The organism is Psychroflexus aurantiacus (assembly GCF_010820555.1).
Classification (GTDB): Bacteria; Bacteroidota; Bacteroidia; order Flavobacteriales; family Flavobacteriaceae; genus Psychroflexus; species Psychroflexus aurantiacus.
Window position 1 is genome coordinate 242,456 of the sequence record NZ_JAAIKD010000004.1, and the last position, 22,092, is coordinate 264,547.

At 36.7% G+C, this 22,092-nt stretch carries 19 protein-coding genes, 1 tRNA gene and 1 pseudogene; 10 read left to right on the forward strand and 11 right to left on the reverse strand.

What is annotated here, in order from left to right:
• The first annotated feature begins 94 nt into the window (after nt 1–94).
• From G3567_RS08580 to G3567_RS08605, 6 genes and pseudogenes are all read left to right on the forward strand, one after another.
• A complete protein-coding gene (locus tag G3567_RS08580) occupies nt 95–1,579 on the forward strand; it encodes a S1C family serine protease (RefSeq protein ID WP_164004918.1) in 1,485 nt (494 codons plus the stop codon).
• 473 nt (nt 1,580–2,052) lie between these two features.
• A pseudogene (locus tag G3567_RS08585) lies at nt 2,053–2,766 on the forward strand (type I restriction endonuclease subunit R, EcoR124 family); the annotation flags it as partial.
• A 148-nt stretch (nt 2,767–2,914) separates the two neighbouring features.
• Entirely contained in the window at nt 2,915–3,820 is a 906-nt protein-coding gene (locus G3567_RS08590) for a hypothetical protein (RefSeq protein WP_164004919.1), read from the forward strand.
• Nucleotides 3,821–3,936: 116 nt separating this feature from the next.
• Nucleotides 3,937–4,215, forward strand: a complete 279-nt coding sequence (locus tag G3567_RS08595; protein WP_164004920.1) for a helix-turn-helix domain-containing protein — start codon at nt 3,937–3,939, stop codon at nt 4,213–4,215.
• Between the two features lie 27 nt (nt 4,216–4,242).
• Nucleotides 4,243–5,664, forward strand: a complete 1,422-nt coding sequence (locus tag G3567_RS08600; protein ID WP_164004921.1) for a DNA primase family protein — start codon at nt 4,243–4,245, stop codon at nt 5,662–5,664.
• Between the two features lie 81 nt (nt 5,665–5,745).
• Complete coding sequence (locus G3567_RS08605) at nt 5,746–6,693, forward strand: DUF6371 domain-containing protein (protein ID WP_164004922.1); 948 nt, start codon at nt 5,746–5,748, stop codon at nt 6,691–6,693.
• Nucleotides 6,694–6,789: 96 nt separating this feature from the next.
• On the opposite strand, the gene G3567_RS08610 is transcribed toward G3567_RS08605, so the two are convergent.
• From G3567_RS08610 to G3567_RS08625, 4 genes are all read right to left on the reverse strand, one after another.
• Nucleotides 6,790–6,863 (reverse strand) — tRNA-Arg (locus tag G3567_RS08610).
• 113 nt (nt 6,864–6,976) lie between these two features.
• A complete protein-coding gene (locus G3567_RS08615) occupies nt 6,977–7,819 on the reverse strand; it encodes an OmpA/MotB family protein (protein ID WP_164004923.1) in 843 nt (280 codons plus the stop codon).
• Between the two features lie 66 nt (nt 7,820–7,885).
• A complete protein-coding gene (locus tag G3567_RS08620) occupies nt 7,886–8,890 on the reverse strand; it encodes a glycosyltransferase family 2 protein (protein ID WP_164004924.1) in 1,005 nt (334 codons plus the stop codon).
• Between the two features lie 4 nt (nt 8,891–8,894).
• Entirely contained in the window at nt 8,895–9,335 is a 441-nt protein-coding gene (locus G3567_RS08625; RefSeq protein ID WP_164004925.1) for a type I restriction enzyme HsdR N-terminal domain-containing protein, read from the reverse strand.
• 43 nt (nt 9,336–9,378) lie between these two features.
• Here G3567_RS08625 and holA point away from each other — a divergent pair, with 43 nt between their 5' ends.
• On the forward strand, nt 9,379–10,386 hold the full coding sequence (gene holA, locus G3567_RS08630) for a DNA polymerase III subunit delta (protein ID WP_164004926.1): 1,008 nt from the start codon (nt 9,379–9,381) through the stop codon (nt 10,384–10,386).
• Here holA and G3567_RS08635 read toward each other — a convergent pair.
• The 6 genes from G3567_RS08635 to G3567_RS08660 all read right to left on the reverse strand — a co-directional run bounded on the left by G3567_RS08635 (nt 10,383) and on the right by G3567_RS08660 (nt 16,235).
• On the reverse strand, nt 10,383–10,559 hold the full coding sequence (locus G3567_RS08635; protein WP_164004927.1) for a Lacal_2735 family protein: 177 nt from the start codon (nt 10,557–10,559) through the stop codon (nt 10,383–10,385). The two genes, holA and G3567_RS08635, sit on opposite strands and share 4 nt — an antisense overlap.
• 86 nt (nt 10,560–10,645) lie before the next feature.
• Nucleotides 10,646–12,514, reverse strand: coding sequence for a T9SS type B sorting domain-containing protein (locus tag G3567_RS08640; protein WP_164004928.1), 1,869 nt, complete (start codon nt 12,512–12,514; stop codon nt 10,646–10,648).
• 121 nt (nt 12,515–12,635) lie between these two features.
• Nucleotides 12,636–13,460, reverse strand: coding sequence for an SDR family oxidoreductase (locus G3567_RS08645; protein WP_164004929.1), 825 nt, complete (start codon nt 13,458–13,460; stop codon nt 12,636–12,638).
• A gap of 14 nt (nt 13,461–13,474) precedes the next feature.
• Complete coding sequence (locus G3567_RS08650; protein WP_164004930.1) at nt 13,475–14,446, reverse strand: 3-oxoacyl-ACP synthase III family protein; 972 nt, start codon at nt 14,444–14,446, stop codon at nt 13,475–13,477.
• Nucleotides 14,447–14,551: 105 nt separating this feature from the next.
• Nucleotides 14,552–15,439 carry a cysteine synthase CysM gene (gene cysM, locus G3567_RS08655; RefSeq protein WP_164004931.1) on the reverse strand — a complete coding sequence of 296 codons (888 nt, stop codon included), beginning with the start codon at nt 15,437–15,439 and terminating at the stop codon, nt 14,552–14,554.
• On the reverse strand, nt 15,432–16,235 hold the full coding sequence (locus G3567_RS08660) for a serine O-acetyltransferase (RefSeq protein WP_164004932.1): 804 nt from the start codon (nt 16,233–16,235) through the stop codon (nt 15,432–15,434). Before G3567_RS08660 ends, cysM begins: the two co-directional genes overlap by 8 nt.
• 168 nt (nt 16,236–16,403) lie before the next feature.
• On the opposite strand from G3567_RS08660, the gene G3567_RS08665 reads away from it, so the two are divergent.
• Nucleotides 16,404–17,456: a flavin monoamine oxidase family protein gene (locus G3567_RS08665; protein WP_164004933.1), complete on the forward strand. Its 1,053-nt coding sequence runs from the start codon at nt 16,404–16,406 to the stop codon at nt 17,454–17,456.
• Here G3567_RS08665 and folK read toward each other — a convergent pair.
• Nucleotides 17,448–18,590, reverse strand: a complete 1,143-nt coding sequence (gene folK / locus G3567_RS08670) for a 2-amino-4-hydroxy-6-hydroxymethyldihydropteridine diphosphokinase (protein ID WP_164004934.1) — start codon at nt 18,588–18,590, stop codon at nt 17,448–17,450. The genes G3567_RS08665 and folK overlap by 9 nt on opposite strands.
• A 113-nt stretch (nt 18,591–18,703) precedes the next feature.
• Between folK and G3567_RS08675 the strand changes: the two genes are divergently transcribed.
• Both G3567_RS08675 and G3567_RS08680 read left to right on the forward strand, forming a co-directional pair.
• Nucleotides 18,704–19,393 carry a queuosine precursor transporter gene (locus G3567_RS08675; RefSeq protein WP_164004935.1) on the forward strand — a complete coding sequence of 230 codons (690 nt, stop codon included), beginning with the start codon at nt 18,704–18,706 and terminating at the stop codon, nt 19,391–19,393.
• A gap of 87 nt (nt 19,394–19,480) precedes the next feature.
• Nucleotides 19,481–22,075 carry an AsmA-like C-terminal region-containing protein gene (locus G3567_RS08680; RefSeq protein ID WP_164004936.1) on the forward strand — a complete coding sequence of 865 codons (2,595 nt, stop codon included), beginning with the start codon at nt 19,481–19,483 and terminating at the stop codon, nt 22,073–22,075.
• Nucleotides 22,076–22,092 lie beyond the last annotated feature (17 nt).

Consider the following 22,092-nt stretch of genomic DNA (forward strand, 5'->3'; position numbering starts at 1 on the left):
TTTCGTTTATGTATTCTTCCTACTAAAAATGCAAGCACGTTTTGAATAATTACTTTTGAAAGTTGTATGTTTATGATTGAACCAAAATCCTATTATGAAAAAGATACTAACACTAACACTTATATTTTTTTATTTGTTTTCTAACGGACAAAACTTAAATGGTTACAAATATGTGTATGTTGAAACCCTAAAATACAAAAGAGATAACACTAACAGGGTCCTAACTGATTATTTTGAAATATCCGAAAATGTAAAAGAAAGTTTTAAAAAAATGGATTTCATTGTTTTAAATGATTTATCAGATGTACCAAATGAATTAAAAAATAATTTAGGCCTTTTATTAACTTGTTCTATATCACATACAAATGTTGTGTTTGATGATGAAACTATAAATCTTACTCTAATTAACAACAACAAAGATATAGTGGGTAAATATACTGGGGTAGGGAAAAATTTCAATAGAGCTATAAAAAAAGTATTTTATGAAATCAGTAAATCTAGATATGAATTTGATCAAAATAAAACACCAGATATTCAGGTCTCATCAACAGAAAAAGAATTAAAAGAATATTTTGATAAGGCTAACTTAGAACCTCTTGAAGGGATTTATAAATCTTATGAATCGAGATTAATTGGTCACCTTATTTTAGCAATTAAAAAATATGAAAAAGGCTATAAAGCCATACTTATTGAGTCTGAAAATAAAAATTGGTTAGCTGGTGAAATCAAAGCAACTTTAAAACCTACTTCAATTAAAAATCTATATTTAACTAAGTGGTATACAGATTATAAATTACTAGATGAAACGTTTACAAAAATTGAAAATGGAGGTTTTTTATCTGTAGAACTTCGTAATAGCAAAAATGGTCAAAAAGAAATATCCAAATTTGTAAAGACTTATCCTTTTTTAGAAAATAAACCTGAAAATTTGGATGTATCCATAAAATCTACGGGGAGTGGTTTTTTTATCTCAAAGGATGGTTTAATTGCAACCAATGCTCATATTGTACAAAATGCAAATGAAATTAATATTATAATAAATAATAATTCAGAGAAATTTAATTACAAAGCAAAGGTGGTACTGTTAGATAACCAAAATGATGTGGCACTCTTAAAAATTGATGATTCAAGTTTTTTCACTTTAGATAACATTCCATATTCTCTAATTGAAAAAGCTGAAATTGGCGAAAAAGTTTACACAATAGGTTATCCACTCAATAATTTTATGGGTGAAAACTACAAGGTTACTGATGGCATTATAAGTTCTTTAACTGGTATTGCTGATGATGTTAGGTACTATCAAACTACTGTACCTCTTCAGCCAGGTAACAGCGGTGGGCCATTATTTAATAGTTCAGGGAATATAATTGGTATTACTTCATCGCGTCTTAATGGTAAAGCTATTGGAATAGAAGTTGAAAATGTTAATTATGCAATAAAGATATCCTATCTATTGAATTTATATAAAATGCTTCCTGATTCAAAAAAACTTGACACAACATTGACATCTTCAAACGAAAAACTTCAAGATCAAGTCAAAATATTAAAGGATTTTATTTGTTTAATAAAAGTGAATTAGAAATTAAATATTACTAAAAAGTTTAATTAAAAACTTTGCAACACCCCTTATAATCGCTTTGCTAAAAACATCAACGGGATTTAATATTCGTTGCAAAACTAGCAACGGTTCTTGCAACAGGACTACAACAAGATTGCAAATATTCTGCAATGGTATTGCAACGGTGTTGCAACGGTTATGCAACAGCATCCAACAGTTCTGCAACGAAACAGCAACGGTATTTCAACAACTTTTTAATTACCGTTGCAAAACTAGCAACGGCTTAAGCAACGGTTCTCATCAATAACCGTATGTTTTCCATTGATGCCGTTGATTAGTCAATTTTTACTCATTTATTCTTACCCCAGGAGTCAATATTTTATTGGTTGTTCTTATATTCGAAAAACTTTTATCCTAAACTATCCTAAACGGATGATCTCAGAAACTATACTGGAAAATATCCAACGGCTTTTAATGTTGCCGTTGCTCCAACCGTTGATAGCGTAAACGAATTAAGGTCAGAATTAGAAGAGGAACATTTTGTTAAGCGCTTTAGAGCTTTGATGCGTGTCGTTAATGCCTTAAGAACCTTTTCAGACTTCGATTTTGAAGATTTGGAATTGGATGAACAGTCCTTTGAAGATTACAAAAGTAAGTATCTGGATATTTATGAGAAAACTAAGCAACATACTGAAGCAGATAAAGCATCTATACTGAACGATGTTGATTTTGAAATTGAGTTGATGCACAAGGATGAAATCAATGTGGCTTATATTTTAAATCTGTTAGATCAAATCAATAATATTGAGGATACAGATGAACAACAGAAGAAGCGTCAGCAGATTTCAGATATTCTCTCTGGAGACATCGATTTAAGAAGTAAAAAGGAACTTATTGAAAAATTCATTGATCAACAATTAGTAGGTCAGAAGCTAGGCAGCGTCCAGGAAGCTTTTGATGCTTAGTGGAGCGAAGAGCAACGCAAGGCTTTTCTCCAGATTTGTGAAGAAGAAAATCTTAATGAAGCTCAAGTTGAAAAAATCATTGAAGAAAAGCTTTTTGCAGATGAAGTCCCCGCCTTGCGAGAGAAAGTGCGCAAATCCATGAAGGAGAAACAATCCATTTTAATTCGCAAAAAAAGCATACCGCGTATTATTGATAAAATCAATGATTTCATTAATACTTTTATAGAAGGCATGGCGGCTTAAAATGCAATTCAAATATGAATGAAGTACTACTTATAAATAAGCATGTAGAGAACGTGCTGGAAGATCAACCGAGTAGACAGGAGGTGATTGATTACCTATATAACATTAAGAGATTATAAATCTAATAAAGGCTGATTAATAGAATTATATGGAATTAAAAGAAAAGCTTGTAAAAAAATTTCAATCTGCTTACAATCACTTTCATGGTAAGAATGGGGTCTATACAGAAATAGCTTATATAGATTTACCTGAAAAAAGTTTAAGGCGTATGGCTGAACCTGATAATCATTATTCATTGTTCTTGTCTAATGAATTTAGGAAACACGTTATATTAACAAAAAATATTGTTTCTGATTTAGGTAATCAGCTTACCGCCTGCTTTACTGAAGATGAAAAATTAAGTTTATTAAGGTCGGAGTATAAAGAATGTGCTAAGGAGATTTCAAAAAATCCCTTGTATAGACCAGAGTTAGAAATAATAAACCAAATAAATTTCAACCAAGAACCTTTTTTACTTCTATCAACTTTTAAAAGCTTATTCTATACAGCTGATATTACAACGTGTAGAGATTATTTTTTAAAAGATAAACCAAAAGGAGAAGTAAAGCCATCACAAATGTCAAACGCCAGTGTTATGTTATGTGATTTTGAGTACTATCATGAAAAAAATCTTAAAATATTTGATGCCTTCCTTAAACAAAATCTTAGAGTAAAATTTGTTAGTTCTTTATTAGAATTTGAAAATGTAAAACCATACTTATTATACTTTAATAATTATTTTGGTTATCAAGTCATCAAACAATTTAAAAGAATCTACGGCAAAGAAAAATATGGGCCTTCTGAATTAAAACGTCTTAGAGAATTAATAGAAAAAGAGTATCATAAAAATGAACCTTTGGGAAGAAAAAAAACAACTGACTCAGATTATTTAAAAGTAATGAATGATATTCTAGATTCTAATGTTTCATCCTTAAATGGAATAACTGCAGCTAAAAAACCAAATATTAAATCAGTTTTTAAAAAATGCATTAAAATCTGTAAATCAGATATTTAGACATAAGTTTCAAGTATTATTAAAGTATTTCTCAGGTACGGAACTGCTTTATTTCCTTAATAAAACCTCATTATCCCAATACATTTGATTCATGTTAATCATTAAAAACCGTAAACATGAATCAAACAAAAATGCAGCTCTATGAGCTATCGCCAGAAGAATTTAAAGCTGAAATTATCAACGAATTTAATTTAGGACTTGATAATCTTTACGAGAAGCTTAAAGTCCAGGAAGAAATTAAATGGATTAGCCGCCAGGAAGCCGCTGAAAAACTTGGAGTGTCTTTTGTGACTCTCAATAAGTGGAACCATAAAGGTATTCTACATGCTTATAAGATAGGAGGGAAGGTCTTGTATAAACATACCGATGTACAAGACAAGTTATCCAATCATTAGTTATTCACCTCTTATTTAATCAGTATAATGAAAAATTCAAAAATAGATATAGATTTATTAGCTCAAGAAGAGCAAAAGTTATTATCAAAGCCAAAAATAAATGCTCAAATCTTGGAGAAAATTTTGGACAATATTAAAAAGATAAATTTTTTGGCAGAGGCAGGTGTTACGGAAACAAAAGATATTAAACAATATGAGTATAAGGTTATAGTTGTTAATTCAATTCTCAAAACTTCAAGAAGTTTAAATCTTGACTTTAGAAATTTTCAGGATAAGCTTTATGTATTCAACAGAAGCTACTGGTCTGCCTTAGGCAATGATGAGCTAATGATTTTCTTAACTGAATGTGCTAAAAAAACTGGTATTAAAAAAACAAAATCTCAGTACTTCAAATTTTCTGAGGATCTTTTGAAGCAATTTAAGGCTAGTACCATTTCAGTTTCTAATCCAGATATGTTGAAAAACGTAATTAATTTGAGAAATGGAACTTTAGAAATAAATAAAAATGAAGTTAGATTAAGACCTTTTCATAAAGAGGATTTTTTGACATACCAACTAGATTTTGCTTTTGAACCTGAAGCGACCTCACCATTGTTCCAGAAATTTTTGGATGAAGTTTTACCAGATTACACTCTGCAACAAATTATCAGTGAATACCTTGGAAGTATTTTCATAAATTCAAGCGATATAAAATTTGAGAAGGCTTTATTTTTATATGGAGGAGGATCCAATGGGAAAAGTGTCATCTTTGAAGTCATACAAGCTTTGTTAGGTTCTAATAACTTCTCAAGTTATCCACTTCACGATTTGACCACAAATCCTAATACAAGAGCTAAAATCAAAGACAAGCTTCTAAATTTTTCAAGCGAAGCAGGAGAAATAGGCTCATTTGATATTTTCAAAAAATTGGTATCAAGGGAACCGGTAGATTCTAAATTACTTTATAAAGACGTATATGAAATAATTAATTATGCAAAACTGATGTTCAACTGTAATGATTTGCCAAAACAAAACGAATATACGCATGGCTATTACAGACGTTTTTTAATTATACCATTTGAAAAGACAATTGCAGAAAAAGATCAGGATAAAAAACTGTCTCAAAAAATCATTACTAGTGAATTATCAGGAGTTTTGAATTGGATTATTGATGGGATGATGAGATTATATGAACACAAGAAATTTACATATAGTGAAAATTCTAAAAGAGCATCTGAAGAATTTGAATTAGATAGTGATTCAGTAAGAATGTTTATACAAGAATGGCAATACGAAAAGTCAACTGACCTCATGAGCCTTATAGATCTTTTTTCAGATTTTAAAAATTATTGTCAATCCAATGGGTATAAGATTTGCTCAAAGATTACATTGTCTAAAAGATTGAAAGGACTTGGTTTTGAAAATAAACGCCAATCATCAGGTATGTTTTTTTATCTCCATAAAAAATAAAAGTTTAATAACAAACTACATTATCTACATTATTTAGGTCGACCGTGTAGACCATGTAGTTAAAAACAAAACTTTTTAAAAATGAATTATAAATTAACATTAGAGCCATACAAAGGCAAAAGTTCAAGACACACTTGCCCAAGTTGTCATAAGAAACATCAATTTTCAAGATACATCAACACTCAAACAGACACTTATGTGGCTGAAGAAATAGGAAAGTGTAATAGAGAAGCTAAATGTGGTTATCACTTAACACCATCAAAATTTTATGAGCAAAATCCAAAATCTCACACTCAAAATATTCCAACTAATCATCCTGTCAAGAAAATAAAAGTTAAGCCTAACAGCAGAATAGAGAAAATTACAACTATTCCCAGCAAATATGTTGATTTAAGTCGTTCTATGGCTAATGAAACACCCTTTTACAAGTATTTCTGCGATGTTCTATCCAAAGATATGTTAGATCATGCCTACGAGCTTTATAAGGTCGGTAGATATCATGATAAGAACTGGATGAACTGTGTTTTATTCTGGCAAATAGATATAAAAGGAAATGTGAGGACGGGTAAAATATTTAAATACAACGCTTCCACAGGTAAAAGGATAGCTCAAAACTGGTTTCACTCAATTCACTATAAAGATAAGTTTCAGCTTAAACAAGTGCCCTTTGGATTACATTTAATAAAAGAATATCCAACTAATAAGATTGCCATCGTAGAAAGCGAAAAAACAGCTATTCTCATGTCAATTGCCTTCCCCAATTTTATTTGGCTTGCTGTTGGAGGTTGTCAAAACTTAAACCACTCTATGTTATCAGAAATTGAGAACCGTGATGTGGTTTTAATTCCAGATGCAGGAAAATATGAATTATGGAAATCTAAAATAGAAAAACTGCCAAGCTCAAATTTCTATGAGGTCTCAGATTTATTCCACAACCACGCTACAGATTTTGAAAAGAAAGAAGATTATGATATTGCAGATTATTACCTCCAAGAGATTAAATCTGCTCGTTTACATGGGTTAATGTGAACATTAACTAAAACACGTGAGCTACACGTGAGGCTACACATTTAGAAATAAAAAATCCTAAACAGCTTAATATTAGCGGATTAGGATTCATATAAGTGATCGCGACAGGATTCGAACCTGTGACCGTCTGCTTAGAAGGCAGATGCTCTATCCAACTGAGCTACGCGACCTGTTTTTGCGAGTGCAAAGATAGAAATAATCTTCTTTTACGCAACTAATACTTTAATTTTATTCAATAAAAAAGCCCCACAAAACGTGAGGCTTAAAAATTCTTAAGATTGAATTATTTGGCATTTTTCATTCCGTCTTCAATCATTCCGAAGAACTGATCAAGTTTAGGAAGAATAACTATTCTGGTTCTTCTGTTTTTAGCTCTGCCGTCAGCTGTTTCGTTGCTCGCTACAGGAATATACTCTCCTCGTCCCGCTGCAGTCATTCTGGTAGGGTCTACGTTGTATTCCTCCTGTAAAATTCTTACCACAGAAGTAGCGCGTTTCGTACTCAAGTCCCAGTTATCTTCAAGGTTTGTTCTTGAGATAGGCTGAGTATCAGTGTGGCCTTCAACCATAAAGTCAAAGTCTTTCTTGTCATTGACCACTTTAGCTACTTTAGCAAGTACAGCTCTGGCTTCCTGAGTCACTTTGTATTGTCCGCTACCAAATAATAATTTATCTGAGATCGATACAAAAACAACGCCTTTCTCAACGCTGATTTGGATATCCTCATCGTTGATGTCATTTAAAGCGCCTTTCAAACTGGTCACTAAAGCAAGAGTTACACTATCTTTTTTGTTGATAGCATCGTTCATGGTTTTAATCTGAAGATCTTTTTCTTTCATACTTTCCAAAGAACGCTCTAAATTCTCAGCGCCTTTTTTGGTAATCGTGACAATTTCTCCCTGGGTATTTAATAAGGCAGAATTTGTATTTTGTAAGGTTTTGATTTGACTTTCATAGGAAGCTCTCAGCGATCTTTTTTCATCTTCACAAACCGAAATTTTCATTTCAGCAGTTTTAAGCTGGTCCTGAGTGTTTTGGTATTTACTTTCCATTTCTGCGTATTTCTTATTAGAAACGCAGGACGTCATCAAAATACCTGTAATCGCAATTGCAAATAATTTTTTCATGTTTTGTTTTAATTTTGAGTTATACAAATCTAAACTCTGTCAGTTAAAAAATAGTATACTTAACAATTATTTATTGCTGAATTTTAACTGATCAAACCTAGTTATTTTTAAAACAAAACTAGACCATACAATACTTTTGACCATAAATTTTTGTTTCTTTTTTTTAAGAAGCCTCCTTTTATTTAACATCTCAGGAATGTGACTGTAAAAACTGACATGTGCCTTAAGAATGATAAAACAGTGTGATATTTTTCCTTTACCCAAAAATCTAAGAGCAGCCAAGCCATCCATTACCATTCTCAGGAAAATAATCGGAATCGGATTTTTTTCTGAATTTTTTAAAAGTGTACTTAAAGAATTTCTGAAATTTAAAAAGGTTTTTCGTGGACTTGAACTTGATAAGGTCCCGCCGCCCTGATGAAAAACTTCACTTTTTGAAGAACACCAAATCGAGTAGCCGGAATTTTTTAGCCTCCAGCACAAGTCGATTTCTTCCTGATGGGCAAAATAGCTTTCATCAAAGCCTTTAGCTTCTCTAAAGCAATCTTTTCTAACAGCGAAACAAGCTCCGCTTGCCCAAAAGATTTCCATATCGGTATCGTACTGCCCCCTATCGTTTTCGAGATGATCAAAAATCCGTCCTCTGCAAAAGGGGTAGCCTAAAGCATCGATAAAGCCTCCGGCTGCTCCGGCATAGTCAAACTTCTCCGGATGTTGAATGGACTTTATCTTAGGTTGTACGGCTGCTATCCGGTCTGAAGTTTCAAATAAGGAAAGCAGTCCTTCCAGCCAGGCATGAGTGACTTCAACATCATTATTCAGCAGCACATAGATGTCTTCTTCTACATACTTAAGTGCTTCATTATAGCCACCGGCATATCCCAGATTGGATTCATTCTTTAAAATGACAACCTCCGGGAATGTTTCAGCGATGAAATCTAAGGAATCGTCGGTTGAAGCATTATCGGCTACATAGACTTTAGCATTTACGGAATGTGCCAACACCGATGGAAGGTAGGTTTCCAGCAATTTTTTTCCATTCCAGTTCAAAATAACTACGGCTGCTTTCATCGGTTTAATGTGAAGGTAAATGTTCTAAAAAGAGGTAGGTTTCGTGTTCATAATCCATTGTACAAAAGTAATGATTCATTCCGTTGGTAATCATGAGATAATCTGCTTTTAAGGCCAGATTATACCTCGCTATTTGATCGAAGGTCTCCTGAGTTATGGGAATGTTAGGTGCTTTACATTCCACAATGAGTTCAATTTCACCAGTGGGTTTGTAAGCAACGATATCATAGCGTTTTGTGATGCCATTCAAATAAAGTTGTCGTTCTTCACTTAAAAGGGATAACGAATATTTTTTTTCTGAAATGAGAAACTGCACGCAATGTTGCCTGACCCATTCTTCAGGAGTTAAGACCAGGTATTTTTTCCTCAGCATTGAAAATATAGCCGGCTTATTTTCTTTACTTTTGAATTTAAATGAATATTCCGGAAAATTCAGTTTTTGCATATTTCAAAGAAACAAAATTGAATCAAATTGAAGCTAATCTTATATGAAGGATTTTAAATCGATACTTTCAGACCTAGATCGACGTCAATTTTCACCTATCTATTGTTTAGTAGGGGAGAAAGAGACTTTTTTTGTGGATCTTATTGCCGAAAAAATTGAGCAGAGCGTTTTGTCTGAAGATGAAAAAGCTTTTAATCAAAGCATTCTGTATGGAAAGGATGTCACTATCGAAGATGTGATTGGACAGGCCAAGCAATATCCCATGATGGCAGAGCATAGAGTGATCATTGTAAGAGAAGCTCAGGCTTTGCTGAAAGACATGGACAGTTTGTTATCCTATATCGAACAACCTCAGCAGAACACGGTGTTGGTATTTTGTGTGAAGCATAAAAAAATGGATGGCCGAAACAGTGTGACTAAGCTTTTAAAGAAAAAAGACTTTTATTTTGAAACCAAGCCACTTTATGAGAATCAGGTCTCGCCATGGATTTCTGAAACCTTATCGGCTTCGGGCTATTCCATAGCGCCAAAAGCATCGGAAATGCTTGTCGAATTCCTGGGGAATAATTTATCACTGATTTATAAAGAGCTCGAAAAGCTTAGGTATGTGGTCCCCAAAGGAACAAGGATAACCCCTGAGCTCATCGAAGAAAATATCGGAATAAGCAAGGATTTCAATAGTTTTGAATTGAATAAAGCGATTGGAATTAAAGATGAAGTTAAAGCCCAGCAAATCGCATTCTATTTTGCTCAAAACCCAAAACACCATCCCTTGCCCTTAACAGTAGCCACACTTAATTCCTTTTTCAATAAACTCTTGCGTTACCATGCGCTTAAGGATAAATCCCAACAGGCGGCCAGCAGAGCTTTAGGGGTAAGTCCGTTTTTTGTAAAGGATTATAGTTTTGCTGCTCAGAAATACTCTATGAAACAGGCGAGTCAGGCGATTGCTTTGATTCGTGAAGTCGATATGAAAAGCAAAGGGGTGAATTCCAATCAGATTCCCCATGGAGATTTGCTGAAAGAACTCCTGGTTAATCTCATGCGCTAGGCATTCTGAGCGTTTAGCTTATCGATTTCCTTGGCCACGTCATCGGCTTCTTTCAATTTGGCATCCGATTTTTGTCTGTTGCTTTTGGAGAGGTCGAAGGCTTCTTTTTGAAGTTTTTTATACTGTTCCTGTAGCTTTTCTAATTCCGTTTTCTTTTTAAATAATCCGAACATAAGTTTTTATTCGAATATAGAGGTCATACACGATACCAGTTGAATTTCGGCTTAGAATTAACGAAAGATTATTGGGGTTTTAGGCCTTACCTGATCAAAGAGATGTTTCCGGTATATACTTTGCCGTTTAGTCTGATACGGTACCAGTAATCGTCTGAGGGTAAATCTCTGCCATTAAAAGTCCCGTCCCATTCGAAAGGGGCTTTGTTACCCTTGGCAATGAGTTTCCCGAACCTGTCGAAGATATTAATTTCGAATTCATCGTAATAAATATCTCCTCCTATCTTAAAAGTATCGTTTCTTAGGTCGGCATTCGGTGTAAAAAACTCAGGTATATCGATAAATAAAAAATCTTCAGTCACCAGACCACAGCCAGAGTTTTCACGAACATAAACGGTGTATAAACCACCCTCTAGATTATCGAAGACAGGTTGATTCTGATAACTGAATCCGTTTAAGGAATAGCTGAAATCCCCTTCTGAAACGGTTTCGATAACCAGGGAATTGTCAACTTTGGAAATTTCTGAAATCTGAGGTGCTGAAATGCTTTCAATCACAAATGCTTTGGAAACTACGCAGTTGTCTGCGGTGATCAGATCGAGCCTGTAAATTCCAGCAGAATCCACTTCTATGGAACTGCCGGTTTCTCCGGTGCTCCATACATAGTCGACATTTTCAATAGTTTCACTTAGCGTGATCTGGTCGCCCTCGCATATTTCAAGCGTTTCATCCCTAAGTTCCGGAGTTTCATAAACAGCATATTCTATAGCCACACGGTCGGGATTGGTACAGTTTCCCTCTACTGTAGTGGCTTCAGCATAAAAAATTCCGTTGCTTTCGGGCGTAAATGCAAAGGTATCTTCTGCCAGAAGATTGCCGGCATTTTCGCTGTCATACCAATTCACACGTATGCCGGGATCGGTTTGCACGGCGATGCTTTGTGACTCCCCTTCACAAATAAAAACATCTCCAAGGCTTACAGGATCAATAAAATCTATTTTTTCAACCTCAAAAGTTGTAGAAATACTATTGCAGGAGGTGTTATTGACATTAATCGGATCTTCAGCGACCAGTGTTCGAAAAAATCGAGTTTCATTCAGTTCTGAAATAATCAACTGATTATCGGTTTCGCCAGCTAAACTCGTCCAGTTTTCACCATCAGGGCTACTTTGCCATTGGTAGCTATGCGTATCATACACGCTAAAATCGGGATTGGCCTGTAAAGTCAAATCATTCACAGTCTCCCCTTCACAAATCTGTAGATTAGTAATACCGTTTTCATTTACAATCTCCGTAAAATCACCACAGGATCTAAAAACGATATCGTCTATAGCCAAGTCATTTCCACAGCCGCCTGCGCCATTGTTCAGCATTTTTAAAATCACCGAATCTTGTCCTGGTTCAGACGTGAAGGTTAGCGCATACTGATCCCATGCTGGAGCGCTCGAACCGTTTATGTCTCCGGTATCGCCTTCAGCTAGAATTGTAGTATCGGTTTCATCCCAGATCTGAAATCTGACATTTACCGGGATCCCGTTACCTTCGCAACCTGAAGCTGGTAAGATATTGATAAGCCAGGCGGAAAACTCATAGGAGTTATTCTCACACAAACCACTGATGGTGGTCCTGAAAAATTCTCCAGGTGTATAACTAGCATTGACGACGAGTGCTTTTCCATTCAGGTCATTTGGTGTATGATCCTGGGGCAAATCCCATCCAAATGAAGAAGTACTATTAGTGATGGTGTAATTACCATCCCCAGGATTATTAGCGTTAATAAAATTGTATGAAGTGGTGCCTGCAGGCAATGCCGGTCCGTTTTCCGTCCCCTCGCCAAAATCTTCCTCAAAAATGGGATCACCGGAGTTTCCCTGGCAAAATCCCAGGCCATTCTGTGCTGATGAACCAAAACTTGCTAAAGCAAATACTACTCCTGCTATTAATTTTTTCTTCAAAATGACATCGATAAATTAAAGCTGTAAAACTACGATTTAGGAAAATAAGAAAGACCTATTCTTTTTATGAATAGGTCTTAAATCTAATATACTTTAGAAGTGAAGGCTTATAATTTTAGGACTACCCCATAATATTATATCCCCCGTCCACATGTCTTATTTCACCGGTAATTCTGCCGTTGGGTCTTAACAGGTGCAAGACTTCATATGCTAAATCTTCAGGCAGGGCGTTGCCCAGCGGACTTTTGCGATGAGCATGTTCCACATCCTTTTGGTTTAGCGTAGCATTTCCGGCTTTACTCCCCATATACGGCGAAAAACGAATACAATTCACCCGCGTTCCGTTCTTTCTGCCCATTTCATCTGCCAATTCAACGGTTATGCGTTCCAGAGCAGCTTTTGCGATGCTTATGTTTCTGTAAGGGTGAAAGGTAACTTTAGATGCGGCTATATAGCTTATAGAACAAATAGAAGCGTCGGCGTTCAGCAGGTTATTTTTGAAAAGATGACTCGTGAGACTGATCAGGGAAAAGGCAGAGACTTCCATCGTATCGCAAAATTCCTTAAACGTAACATCCAGCAATGGCTTTACCACTTTGTTTCTGATGGTTTTGTCCATAGCTATGGCATGTAAAAACCCGTCAATTTTTATTTTTTTGGTTTTCAGTTGTTTGCAAAACTCATCAATGCTGGCATCCACAGAGACATCCAATATTTCGGTAGGGGTGTCTTTTCCCAATTCCTGATGCACACTGTCCTGAAAGTCTTTGAAATTCTGATTCAGAAAAGACTTGGCTTTGTCTGATAAGTCCTCGTGAAACTTACTCACACCAAGTCCCGTACAAATGACCTGACCACCGTTTTCTTTAATCGTTTTGGCCACATACATGGCCAGTGAGTGCTCATCCGCAATTCCTGTGATGAGATATGTTTTTCCTTTTAGCATGTTTCAAGTTTTAATTACCATTTATAAAGTGCAGTTCCCCAGGTCCATCCGGCACCAACAGCAGCAAAGAGAAGTAAATCACCGTCCTTAAATTTGCCTGCCTTATGGACTTCGTCTAAGACCAAAGGAATCGTTGCTCCTGAGGTATTGGCATACCGGTCCATATTGGTCATTACCTTTTCAAAAGGCATGTTTATTTGTTTAGCAATGCTTTTTAAAATTCCGATACTGGGTTGATGAGGAATCATAAAACTCACTTCATCAATCGACGTCTTGTTTTTTTCTAAAAGTTCGCTTATGGATTCAGGGACGACCTTAGTCGCCGTATCAAATACTTCCTTCCCGTTCATCTGGAAATAATGCATGCGCTTTTCTATAGTTTCTTTGGAAACAGGTGTTTCGGAGCCCCCGCCAGGAACGGTGAAATGTTCTTTGCCACGCCCGTCTGAATGTAGATTGAAGTCTACAAAACCTTTGTCTTCCTCTGTTTTACTTAAGATTAAAGCTCCGGCGCCATCTCCAAAAAATACAGAATCCCTGCGTTCCCAGTCAATGATATTCGAGAAGGTGTCGGCTCCAATGACTAACACATTGTTATACACCCCATTTTTTACAAATTGATAGCCCACCGAAATGGTGAATAATGCACCTGAACAAACCGCAGCGACATCAAAGGCTACAGCATTGAAGGCTTTCATTTTTTCCTGTACAAAACACGCACAGGAAGGTGCCTGCCGATCCGGAGTGGTGGTTGCCACGATGATAAGATCGATATCTTCCACCTTTAGATTAGCATTTTCTACAGCATCCAGACCAGCTTTATAAGCCAAATCACTTGTGGCCTCATCTTCTACGATTCGGCGCTCTTTAATCCCCAGTTTATTAAAAATCCACTCATCTGAGGAACCTACTTTTTCAAAAAAAGAATTTGGAACTACTTTTGGAGGCACATAGGCTCCGGTACCACTTATATACACATTAGGCATAGACAATAATTTATGCGTTAAGTGGCGAAATTTAAGTTTTTAATTCACTTTTCAGAATAAAACTGCTAAAAGACTTGTAATTTTAACATTTTAGACCTGAAATCATTAAGAGGTGAACAGGTCCGAGGAAAGATACCGGTCTCCGCGATCGCAGATAATACTGACGACGACCCCATGTTCCAGGCTTTCACAAAGTTTAACAGCGGCAGCCGTCGCTCCACCAGAACTCATCCCCGAGAAGATGCCCTCTTTTTCGGCAAGGTACCTCGCCATTTTCCTGGCTTCCTCCTCATTGACTTCATAAATATGGTCTACACGGCTTGAATCATAGATTTTAGGTAAATAGTCTTCCGGCCATTTGCGTATGCCTGGAATTTTGGTTCCTTCTGCCGGGTGAACTCCCACTAGTTGTATGGCGCTGTTTTGTTCTTTTAGAAATCTGGAGGTTCCCATAATGGTTCCTGTAGTTCCCATAGAAGAGACAAAGTGAGTTACTTTTTGGTCTGTATCTCTCCACACTTCCGGACCGGTCGTATTGTAATGCGCCTTCCAGTTGTCTTCATTTGCAAATTGATCGAACATATAATAGTTGCCGGTTTTTACTTTTTCCTCTGCATAATCCCGAGAATACATGATGCCTTTATCGCCATCGGTTAGAGTGACTTTTGCTCCGTAAGCCTTCATCGTTTGTACGCGTTCCTGAGTTGCATTTTCAGGCATCACCAGTTCTATATCCAGACCAAAAATACCGGCTACCATGGCCAGGGCGATGCCTGTATTTCCGCTGGTAGGCTCAATCAATTTTGTATTTTGATCGATGTCTCCACGTTCCATGGCGGATTTTATCATATTGTAAGCTGCACGGTCTTTGACACTTCCCCCCGGATTTTGTCCTTCCAGTTTGAGAAACAGTTTGACATTGGGATTTTTGACCAGGGTTTTTGCTTCTACAAGGGGTGTATTTCCGATTAAGTTTAATATGCTTCTACTCATGATTTTTGTTTTGATTGATTTTCACCATAGGTTTATGGGTCACAAAAGAATTGCTGGGCACAGATTTGGTTAACCAGACATTTCCACCAATGATTGAACCTTCTCCAATGACGGTTTCACCTCCAAGAATTGTTGCATTGGCATAAATGGTGACATTGCTTTTTATGGTTGGATGTCTTTTCTTGTATTTCAGGGTCTTTTCCACCAGTAAAGCGCCAAGGGTGACTCCCTGATAAATTTTTACGCAATCCTCGATCTCACAGGTTTCTCCAATGACAACTCCTGTGGCATGATCGATAAAAAATGGATTCCCGATCTTAGCCCCGGGGTTGATGTCGGTACCAGTCGACGTATGTGCACATTCCGACATTAAGCGCGGCACGATAGGCAAGCCAAACTCCAGCAAGGCATGACTTAATCTATAAATGGCGATGGCATAAAACCCGGGATAAGCCAGGTAAACTTCGTCTATAGAATGGGCTGCTGGATCATTTTCTTTGATAAAACAGGCGTCTTTATTCAATTTCTGAAGAATATCGGGCAGTTTTTTCATGAAATCGGTCCAGATTTCCCGACAGGGGTCTTCCTCTTTGAAGCATACCAGATCGGCTAGAACTTTGAATTGTAATTCCAGTTCATCCATCCCGCTAGTAACATCGGTTTCCTTATCAAACAGAGTTAAAAAAAGCTGTTCTGTAAATTTTACCGTTTTGCTTTTAATTTGATAGACATTGGAAACTTTAGCTTTCTCAGCTTCTATTTTCCGAATGATATCTTGTTTCAGTGTTATGGACATAGTGTTAATTTAAACAACCTCGTATTAAATTTTCAAAATTGCTTTAAAAACGTGAAAGTAAGAGTTCAAAGGCTAAGAACAATTTTCATTCCTCAATTTTAATTTTACTTTACAATTTAAGAATCAGAAACCTACTGTTTTAAATTGATATTTGCAGAAAAGAGCAGGATGCCTAAGATTTTGATAGTTGGAGCAGGTTTAAGTGGTTTATCAACGGCCTATGCGCTGAGGAACTCCAATGTGTCTGTTGAAATGTTAGAAGCCAGACCGAGATCAGGTGGCAGGATCCTGACTAAAAATCTAAATTCCAAACACTTAGAATTGGGGGCTACCTGGTTTGGACCACAGCATACCAGCCTTCTCAAGCTCGTCCGTGAATTAGACATCCCTTATAAAACACAGGACAATGGGAGGGAGGCCATTTATGATTTCCGTCCTAAAGGAAACCTTGAGCGGTTTCAAATTCCGGGTCAGGCAGGTTCCTCCACCTATAAATTTGAAACCGGTTCATCTTCACTTATAGAGGCGTTGAAACAGCAAAGTTCAGTTCCGATTCATTACAATGAAGTTGTGAAATCAGTAAAGTTTGATCAGGGTTTCGAAATCCGGACCGTAGACAGGGAGTTTAAGGCGGATTATCTGGTGATGAGCATCCCGCCACAGTTGATTACAGATAGTATCCGCTTTGAACCCGGTTTATCAGAATTTTCAAACGCTTTATTATCAAAAACACATACCTGGATGTCAGATTCCATCAAGTTTTCGGTTGCCTTTGATTCAGCTTTTTGGAAAAAAGATGGGTTCATAGGCACCCTGATGAGTCCTCAGCAAATCATACAGGAAATGTACGATCACAGTGATGTGAGTAAAGCGCAACATGCGCTCGTGGGCTTTTTAAATTCGAACTATTCCAAACTTAAGGAAGCTGAGAGAAAACAAAGGGTCTTAAAGCAGCTGGCTACAGTATTTTTAAGTGATGACGTCCAAACTCAGGCCTACGCCGATATAAATTGGAGGGAAGAAAAATTTACCATTCATGAAAAAGCGGTCCTGCTCGTTCCACACCAAAACAATGGAAACCCCGGGCTAAGAGAAGGTTTTTTTAATAATCGCCTGTTTTTTTCAGCGTCCGAAACTGCAGCGCAGACTCCAGGATACATGGATGGAGCTGTTCATCGGGGACTGGAAGTCGGGGAATGGCTTCTGAAAAACTTAACCTGAAACCTTTGAGTTGATTTCTGAAATCTTATTGATCAGGAATAAATAGTCTTCCCGATTGGCCACAAAATCCAAATCTGAAATATCGATAATTTTGACATCGATTTTATTTTGAGAATTGAAAAAGTTCAGATAACCGTCATGGATGTTTTTAAGATACTCAGGAGATATGTTCTGCTCGTAATCCCTGCCTCGTTTTTTGATATTACGGAGTAAGCGGTCTACATTCTGATAAAGATAAACGTATACGTCAGGCTTGGGGACTTCGCTATACATGATGGCAAATATTTTTTTGTACAGGGCGTATTCATCTTCCTGAAGCGTGACTTTCGAGAAAATCAGAGATTTGTTGGGGTTATAATCTGATATGGCAAAGTCTGAAAATAAATCCAGCTGTGAGATATCATCCATCAGCTGCTGATGACGATCTGCCAGAAAAGACATTTCAAGCGGAAACGCAAATCGGCTTTGGTCTTCGTAAAATTTAGGCAAAAACGGATTGTCCTTAAACCGCTCCAGAATCAGCTTGCCGTTGAAATCTTCGGCTATCATTTCAACCAGACTTGTTTTTCCTGAGCCAATGTTTCCTTCAATGGTGAGGTAATTTACCTGCCTGAATTCTGCGGTTCTGGGTTGAAGCTGCTCTGTAATCGCCTCGATAGGCGAATCGTCCGGACTCGCTGACACCAGGTTTGAAATGCTTTGATTTAGTGTAGGGTGGACCAGGCTGGGAACTAAATCTGCTAAGGGGTAGAGGACAAAATTTCTCTCAGACAGTTTAGGATGTGGAATGCTGAGCGACTTTGTATTTACCACCTCCTCTCCGTAAAGTAGAATATCGAGATCTATGGTTCTGGCCTGATAGCCTTCGGTGTTTAATCGTGTTCTTCCCAGCTGGAGTTCAATAGCCAGGAGTTTTTCTAAAGTGATTTTAGCAGAACATCGGGTCTTTACTTCTATCACGGCATTCAAAAAATCCTCCCCCTCAAACCCCCAGGCTGGCGTCTTATAAACTTTTGATACCTGAGTGACATCACCTACCGTTCTGTATATTTCATGGATTGCCTCTTTAAGCAAAGTCAGTTTATCGCCTTGATTGCTACCTAGGGCAATATATGTTGTGGTGATTGTATTCAATCTTTTTAGAAAATTTTATTAAATATTGATTTAGAATCTACTGTCAGACTTAGCGTTTCTTTAGATTTGTTGCTAAATTTTGCCACAAAGGTAAATATCAAATGCAAATATAATTGACAGCAGTACAAAAACTTTCTTCAGACCGCATCTATCTTATTCTAGCGGCTTTGTTTATTACGTCTTTGGTGGTTTCCAACCTTATTTTTCAGAAATTTTTTTACTGGGATTTCTTCGGTTTATACACCTTTGAAATATCTGTCGGCGTTTTACCTTATCCCATAACCTTTTTAATCACAGATTCCATAAGTGAGATTTATGGAAAGAAGAAAGCCAATCAGGTAGTGACTTTGGGTATTTTTGCATCCGTATTCTCACTGCTTATCGTATTGATATCAGATGCTGTACCTTCTACCAGCTGGTCTCCAATTGGTGATGAAATATTCAGTAATGTGTTTGGGGCCACGACAATCGCCGTTGGCGCGTCCATGATGGCCTATTTGCTGGCTCAGTATGTCGACATCTATATCTTCCACTTCTGGAAAAAATTGACCAACGGCAAGCACCTGTGGTTAAGGAATAACTTCTCTACGTTTTTATCTCAGTTTGTGGACACCTTTGCGGTGGTTTTTTTACTCAGTATTTTCGGGGAACTGAAATGGGAACTCTTCTGGGGTTTACTTTTAAGCGGATTCCTTTTTAAAGTGCTTATTGCCATTTTGGACACGCCTTTCCTCTATCTAATCGTTTACCTCCTGCGTAAAAAGTTTCAATTGAAACCAAACGAAGAATTGCCGGAATCCTAAGATCTTCAGGTTGAACAATTCTAAATTTTAATTCTTTTTTGGGTATAAAGGAAAAGCCTTTATGTAATTTTAGGTCAAATTTTATTTATGAAAAAGGCTCTTAAAATTATAGGAATTATTGCGTTGGTACTCATTATTGCATTATTTCTTACTCCCATTTTATTTCAGGGAAGCATAGAAAAAATGGTAAAAAAGGCAGCTAATGATAATGTAAACGCTCAGGTAGAATGGTCTTCTTTAGATCTGAGCTTATTCAGAAATTTTCCTGATGCAAGCCTTAGCCTTGAAAATCTAAGTCTGATCAATAAAGCTCCTTTTGAAGGAGATACATTACTCTATGCAAAAGAATTCAATCTCGCAATGGGTGTCATGCAGCTTTTTAAAGATGAGGGCTTAAACATTGACGAAATTTATTTAAACGAAGCGGTGGTCAATATAAAAGTGGATTCTCTAGGAAACACCAACTATGACATTGCAAAAACTCCTGAAACAGCAGATTCCAGTAACAAAGAGGTCAAAGAACCATTCCAACTTAATCTGAATCATTACGAAATCAATTCTTCCAGAATAAATTATCTTGATGAAAGCGGTAATCTTTTTTTAAAATTACGTGATTTCAATCATACGGGAGATGGCGATTTTGCCGCTTCAGTGTTTACTCTGGAAACACATACAGATTCTAAAATTTCGTTTGATTATGAGGGAACCAACTACTTAAAAAACAATTCAATCGCCCTGGATGCGGATTTGAAAATGGATTTGGAAACTATGAAGTTCTCCTTCTTAGACAATGAAGCGGTTGTCAATCAACTCCCTTTAGAATTTGAAGGTTATGTGCAGGTGTTTGAAGACTATAATGAGATTGACCTTCAGTTTTCTACACCCTCTTCAGATTTCAAAAATTTTCTTGCTTTAATTCCAGAAACTTATGCAGCCAATCTGGATGGTGTGATAACTACAGGAGACTTTCAACTGGAAGGTTTGATAAAGGGTAGAGTTGATGAGCAGTATATTCCAAAGTTAGATATTTCAGCCTCAAGCTCTAATGCCTCTTTTCAATATCCGAATTTGCCTAAAAAAGTGGAAGACATTTCACTTAACCTCGTCATTAAAAATGAAACCGGACTTGTGGAAGATACTTACATCAATTTTAACGATGTCAAGTTCAGAATTGACCAGGATCGTTTTGCAGGAAGTGGTTCTGTGAAGAACCTAACAACCAACATGCTGATAGATCTAAAAGCCGATGGAAGGTTAAACCTAGCTAATATTTCCAAGGCTTACCCAGTTGACTTAGAACAAGAATTAAGTGGTTTTCTGGATGCAGATTTAACCGCCAATTTTGATATGAATTCTCTGGAGCGTCAAGCTTATGAAAACGTAAGCGCTCAAGGGTCAATGCGTCTGTCGAAGTTCGATTATACATCACCTGAACTTGCAAAACCATTGCATATCGAAGTTGCAACGGTAGATTTTACAAGTGATGCGGCCCAGCTTAATAATTTTGAAATGACTGCCGGTTCTTCTGATGTACAGATGACAGGCGATTTGAAAAACATACTGGGTTTTGCCTTTTCAGATCAGCCGCTTAGAGGAACTTTTAAAGCGACATCAACTCAATTTGACATTTCAGACTTCAGGGTTGAAAGTCAAACCACTTCAACCTCTAAAACTTCAACATCCAAAACAGCCTCTGACACCACAACGGAAGCCATTCAAATTCCAAAGTTTTTAGATATTGTATTGAATTTTAAAGCTGAAAATGTAAAGTATGACAACTTAACATTAAACAATGCAAAAGGAAGTCTGGCTTTGAAAGAAGAAAATGCCATACTTAAAGATATCAGTGCGGATATCTTTGGTGGAAATATACAACTGGACGGAAAGGTTTCTACAGCCAATACTCCAAATTTCGATATGAACTTAAGCCTTAACACCTTTAAAATACTGGAGGCTTTTCAGCAGATGAAACTGATCAAAGGGCTGGCACCCATAGCGCAGGCACTGGAAGGAATTGCTTCTACAACTATAAACTTACAGGGCAATCTTACCAAGGATTTAATGCCGGTTTATGCCTCTCTTACAGGAAGTGCATGGGCAAAAATAATCAATGCTCAGGTAGAGCAAAATAAAATGCCTCTGTTTTCACAGCTTAATAGTCAATTCAACTTTTTAAATTTTGACAAGTTGAAAGTGAATGACTTAATCACTCAGTTTAACTTTAAAAATGGAGCAATAAATATTGAGGACTTTAATTTTAAGGTAGAAGACATCAAGGTTAATGTTTCGGGAAGTCATAGCTTTGAAAATTCAATGGATTATAAATTGAGTTTTAATGTCCCTGCAAGATATTTTGGAGATGAAGTAGGACGTAAGCTGGCACAGTTAAGCAGTGCGGATTTAAGTGCTATGAGTGTCAATCTTCCGGTAGGGATATCGGGTAGTTTTTCCAATCCGCAAATTCAAGTCAACACTGAACGTGCAATACAAAGCCTGACCAATCAAATTGTAGAAGCACAAAAAGAAAAACTAAAAAATACTGTAAAAGATAAGATTGGCGGGCAAATCGATAAATTACTGGGAGGCGACAAAGCGGTCGACTCTACTCAGACAGATACTACCCAAACCAAAGAAGGTGCCATAAAGGATATACTCGGAGGTATATTCAAGAAAAAGAATTAAAAGATAACTTAATCACT

What these genes read in the sequence shown, in the direction of transcription:
- G3567_RS08595 (WP_164004920.1), top strand. Translation starts at nt 3,937, where the DNA reads ATGAATCAAACAAAAATGCAGCTCTATGAGCTATCGCCAGAAGAATTT.
- G3567_RS08615 (WP_164004923.1), bottom strand. Translation starts at nt 7,819, where the DNA reads ATGAAAAAATTATTTGCAATTGCGATTACAGGTATTTTGATGACGTCC.
- G3567_RS08580 (WP_164004918.1), top strand. Translation starts at nt 95, where the DNA reads ATGAAAAAGATACTAACACTAACACTTATATTTTTTTATTTGTTTTCT.
- cysM (WP_164004931.1), bottom strand. Translation starts at nt 15,439, where the DNA reads ATGAGTAGAAGCATATTAAACTTAATCGGAAATACACCCCTTGTAGAA.
- G3567_RS08645 (WP_164004929.1), bottom strand. Translation starts at nt 13,460, where the DNA reads ATGCTAAAAGGAAAAACATATCTCATCACAGGAATTGCGGATGAGCAC.
- holA (WP_164004926.1), top strand. Translation starts at nt 9,379, where the DNA reads ATGAAGGATTTTAAATCGATACTTTCAGACCTAGATCGACGTCAATTT.
- G3567_RS08600 (WP_164004921.1), top strand. Translation starts at nt 4,243, where the DNA reads ATGAAAAATTCAAAAATAGATATAGATTTATTAGCTCAAGAAGAGCAA.
- G3567_RS08650 (WP_164004930.1), bottom strand. Translation starts at nt 14,446, where the DNA reads ATGCCTAATGTGTATATAAGTGGTACCGGAGCCTATGTGCCTCCAAAA.
- G3567_RS08605 (WP_164004922.1), top strand. Translation starts at nt 5,746, where the DNA reads ATGAATTATAAATTAACATTAGAGCCATACAAAGGCAAAAGTTCAAGA.
- G3567_RS08665 (WP_164004933.1), top strand. Translation starts at nt 16,404, where the DNA reads ATGCCTAAGATTTTGATAGTTGGAGCAGGTTTAAGTGGTTTATCAACG.
- G3567_RS08620 (WP_164004924.1), bottom strand. Translation starts at nt 8,890, where the DNA reads ATGAAAGCAGCCGTAGTTATTTTGAACTGGAATGGAAAAAAATTGCTG.
- G3567_RS08625 (WP_164004925.1), bottom strand. Translation starts at nt 9,335, where the DNA reads ATGCAAAAACTGAATTTTCCGGAATATTCATTTAAATTCAAAAGTAAA.
- G3567_RS08680 (WP_164004936.1), top strand. Translation starts at nt 19,481, where the DNA reads ATGAAAAAGGCTCTTAAAATTATAGGAATTATTGCGTTGGTACTCATT.
- G3567_RS08660 (WP_164004932.1), bottom strand. Translation starts at nt 16,235, where the DNA reads ATGTCCATAACACTGAAACAAGATATCATTCGGAAAATAGAAGCTGAG.
- G3567_RS08590 (WP_164004919.1), top strand. Translation starts at nt 2,915, where the DNA reads ATGGAATTAAAAGAAAAGCTTGTAAAAAAATTTCAATCTGCTTACAAT.
- G3567_RS08635 (WP_164004927.1), bottom strand. Translation starts at nt 10,559, where the DNA reads ATGTTCGGATTATTTAAAAAGAAAACGGAATTAGAAAAGCTACAGGAA.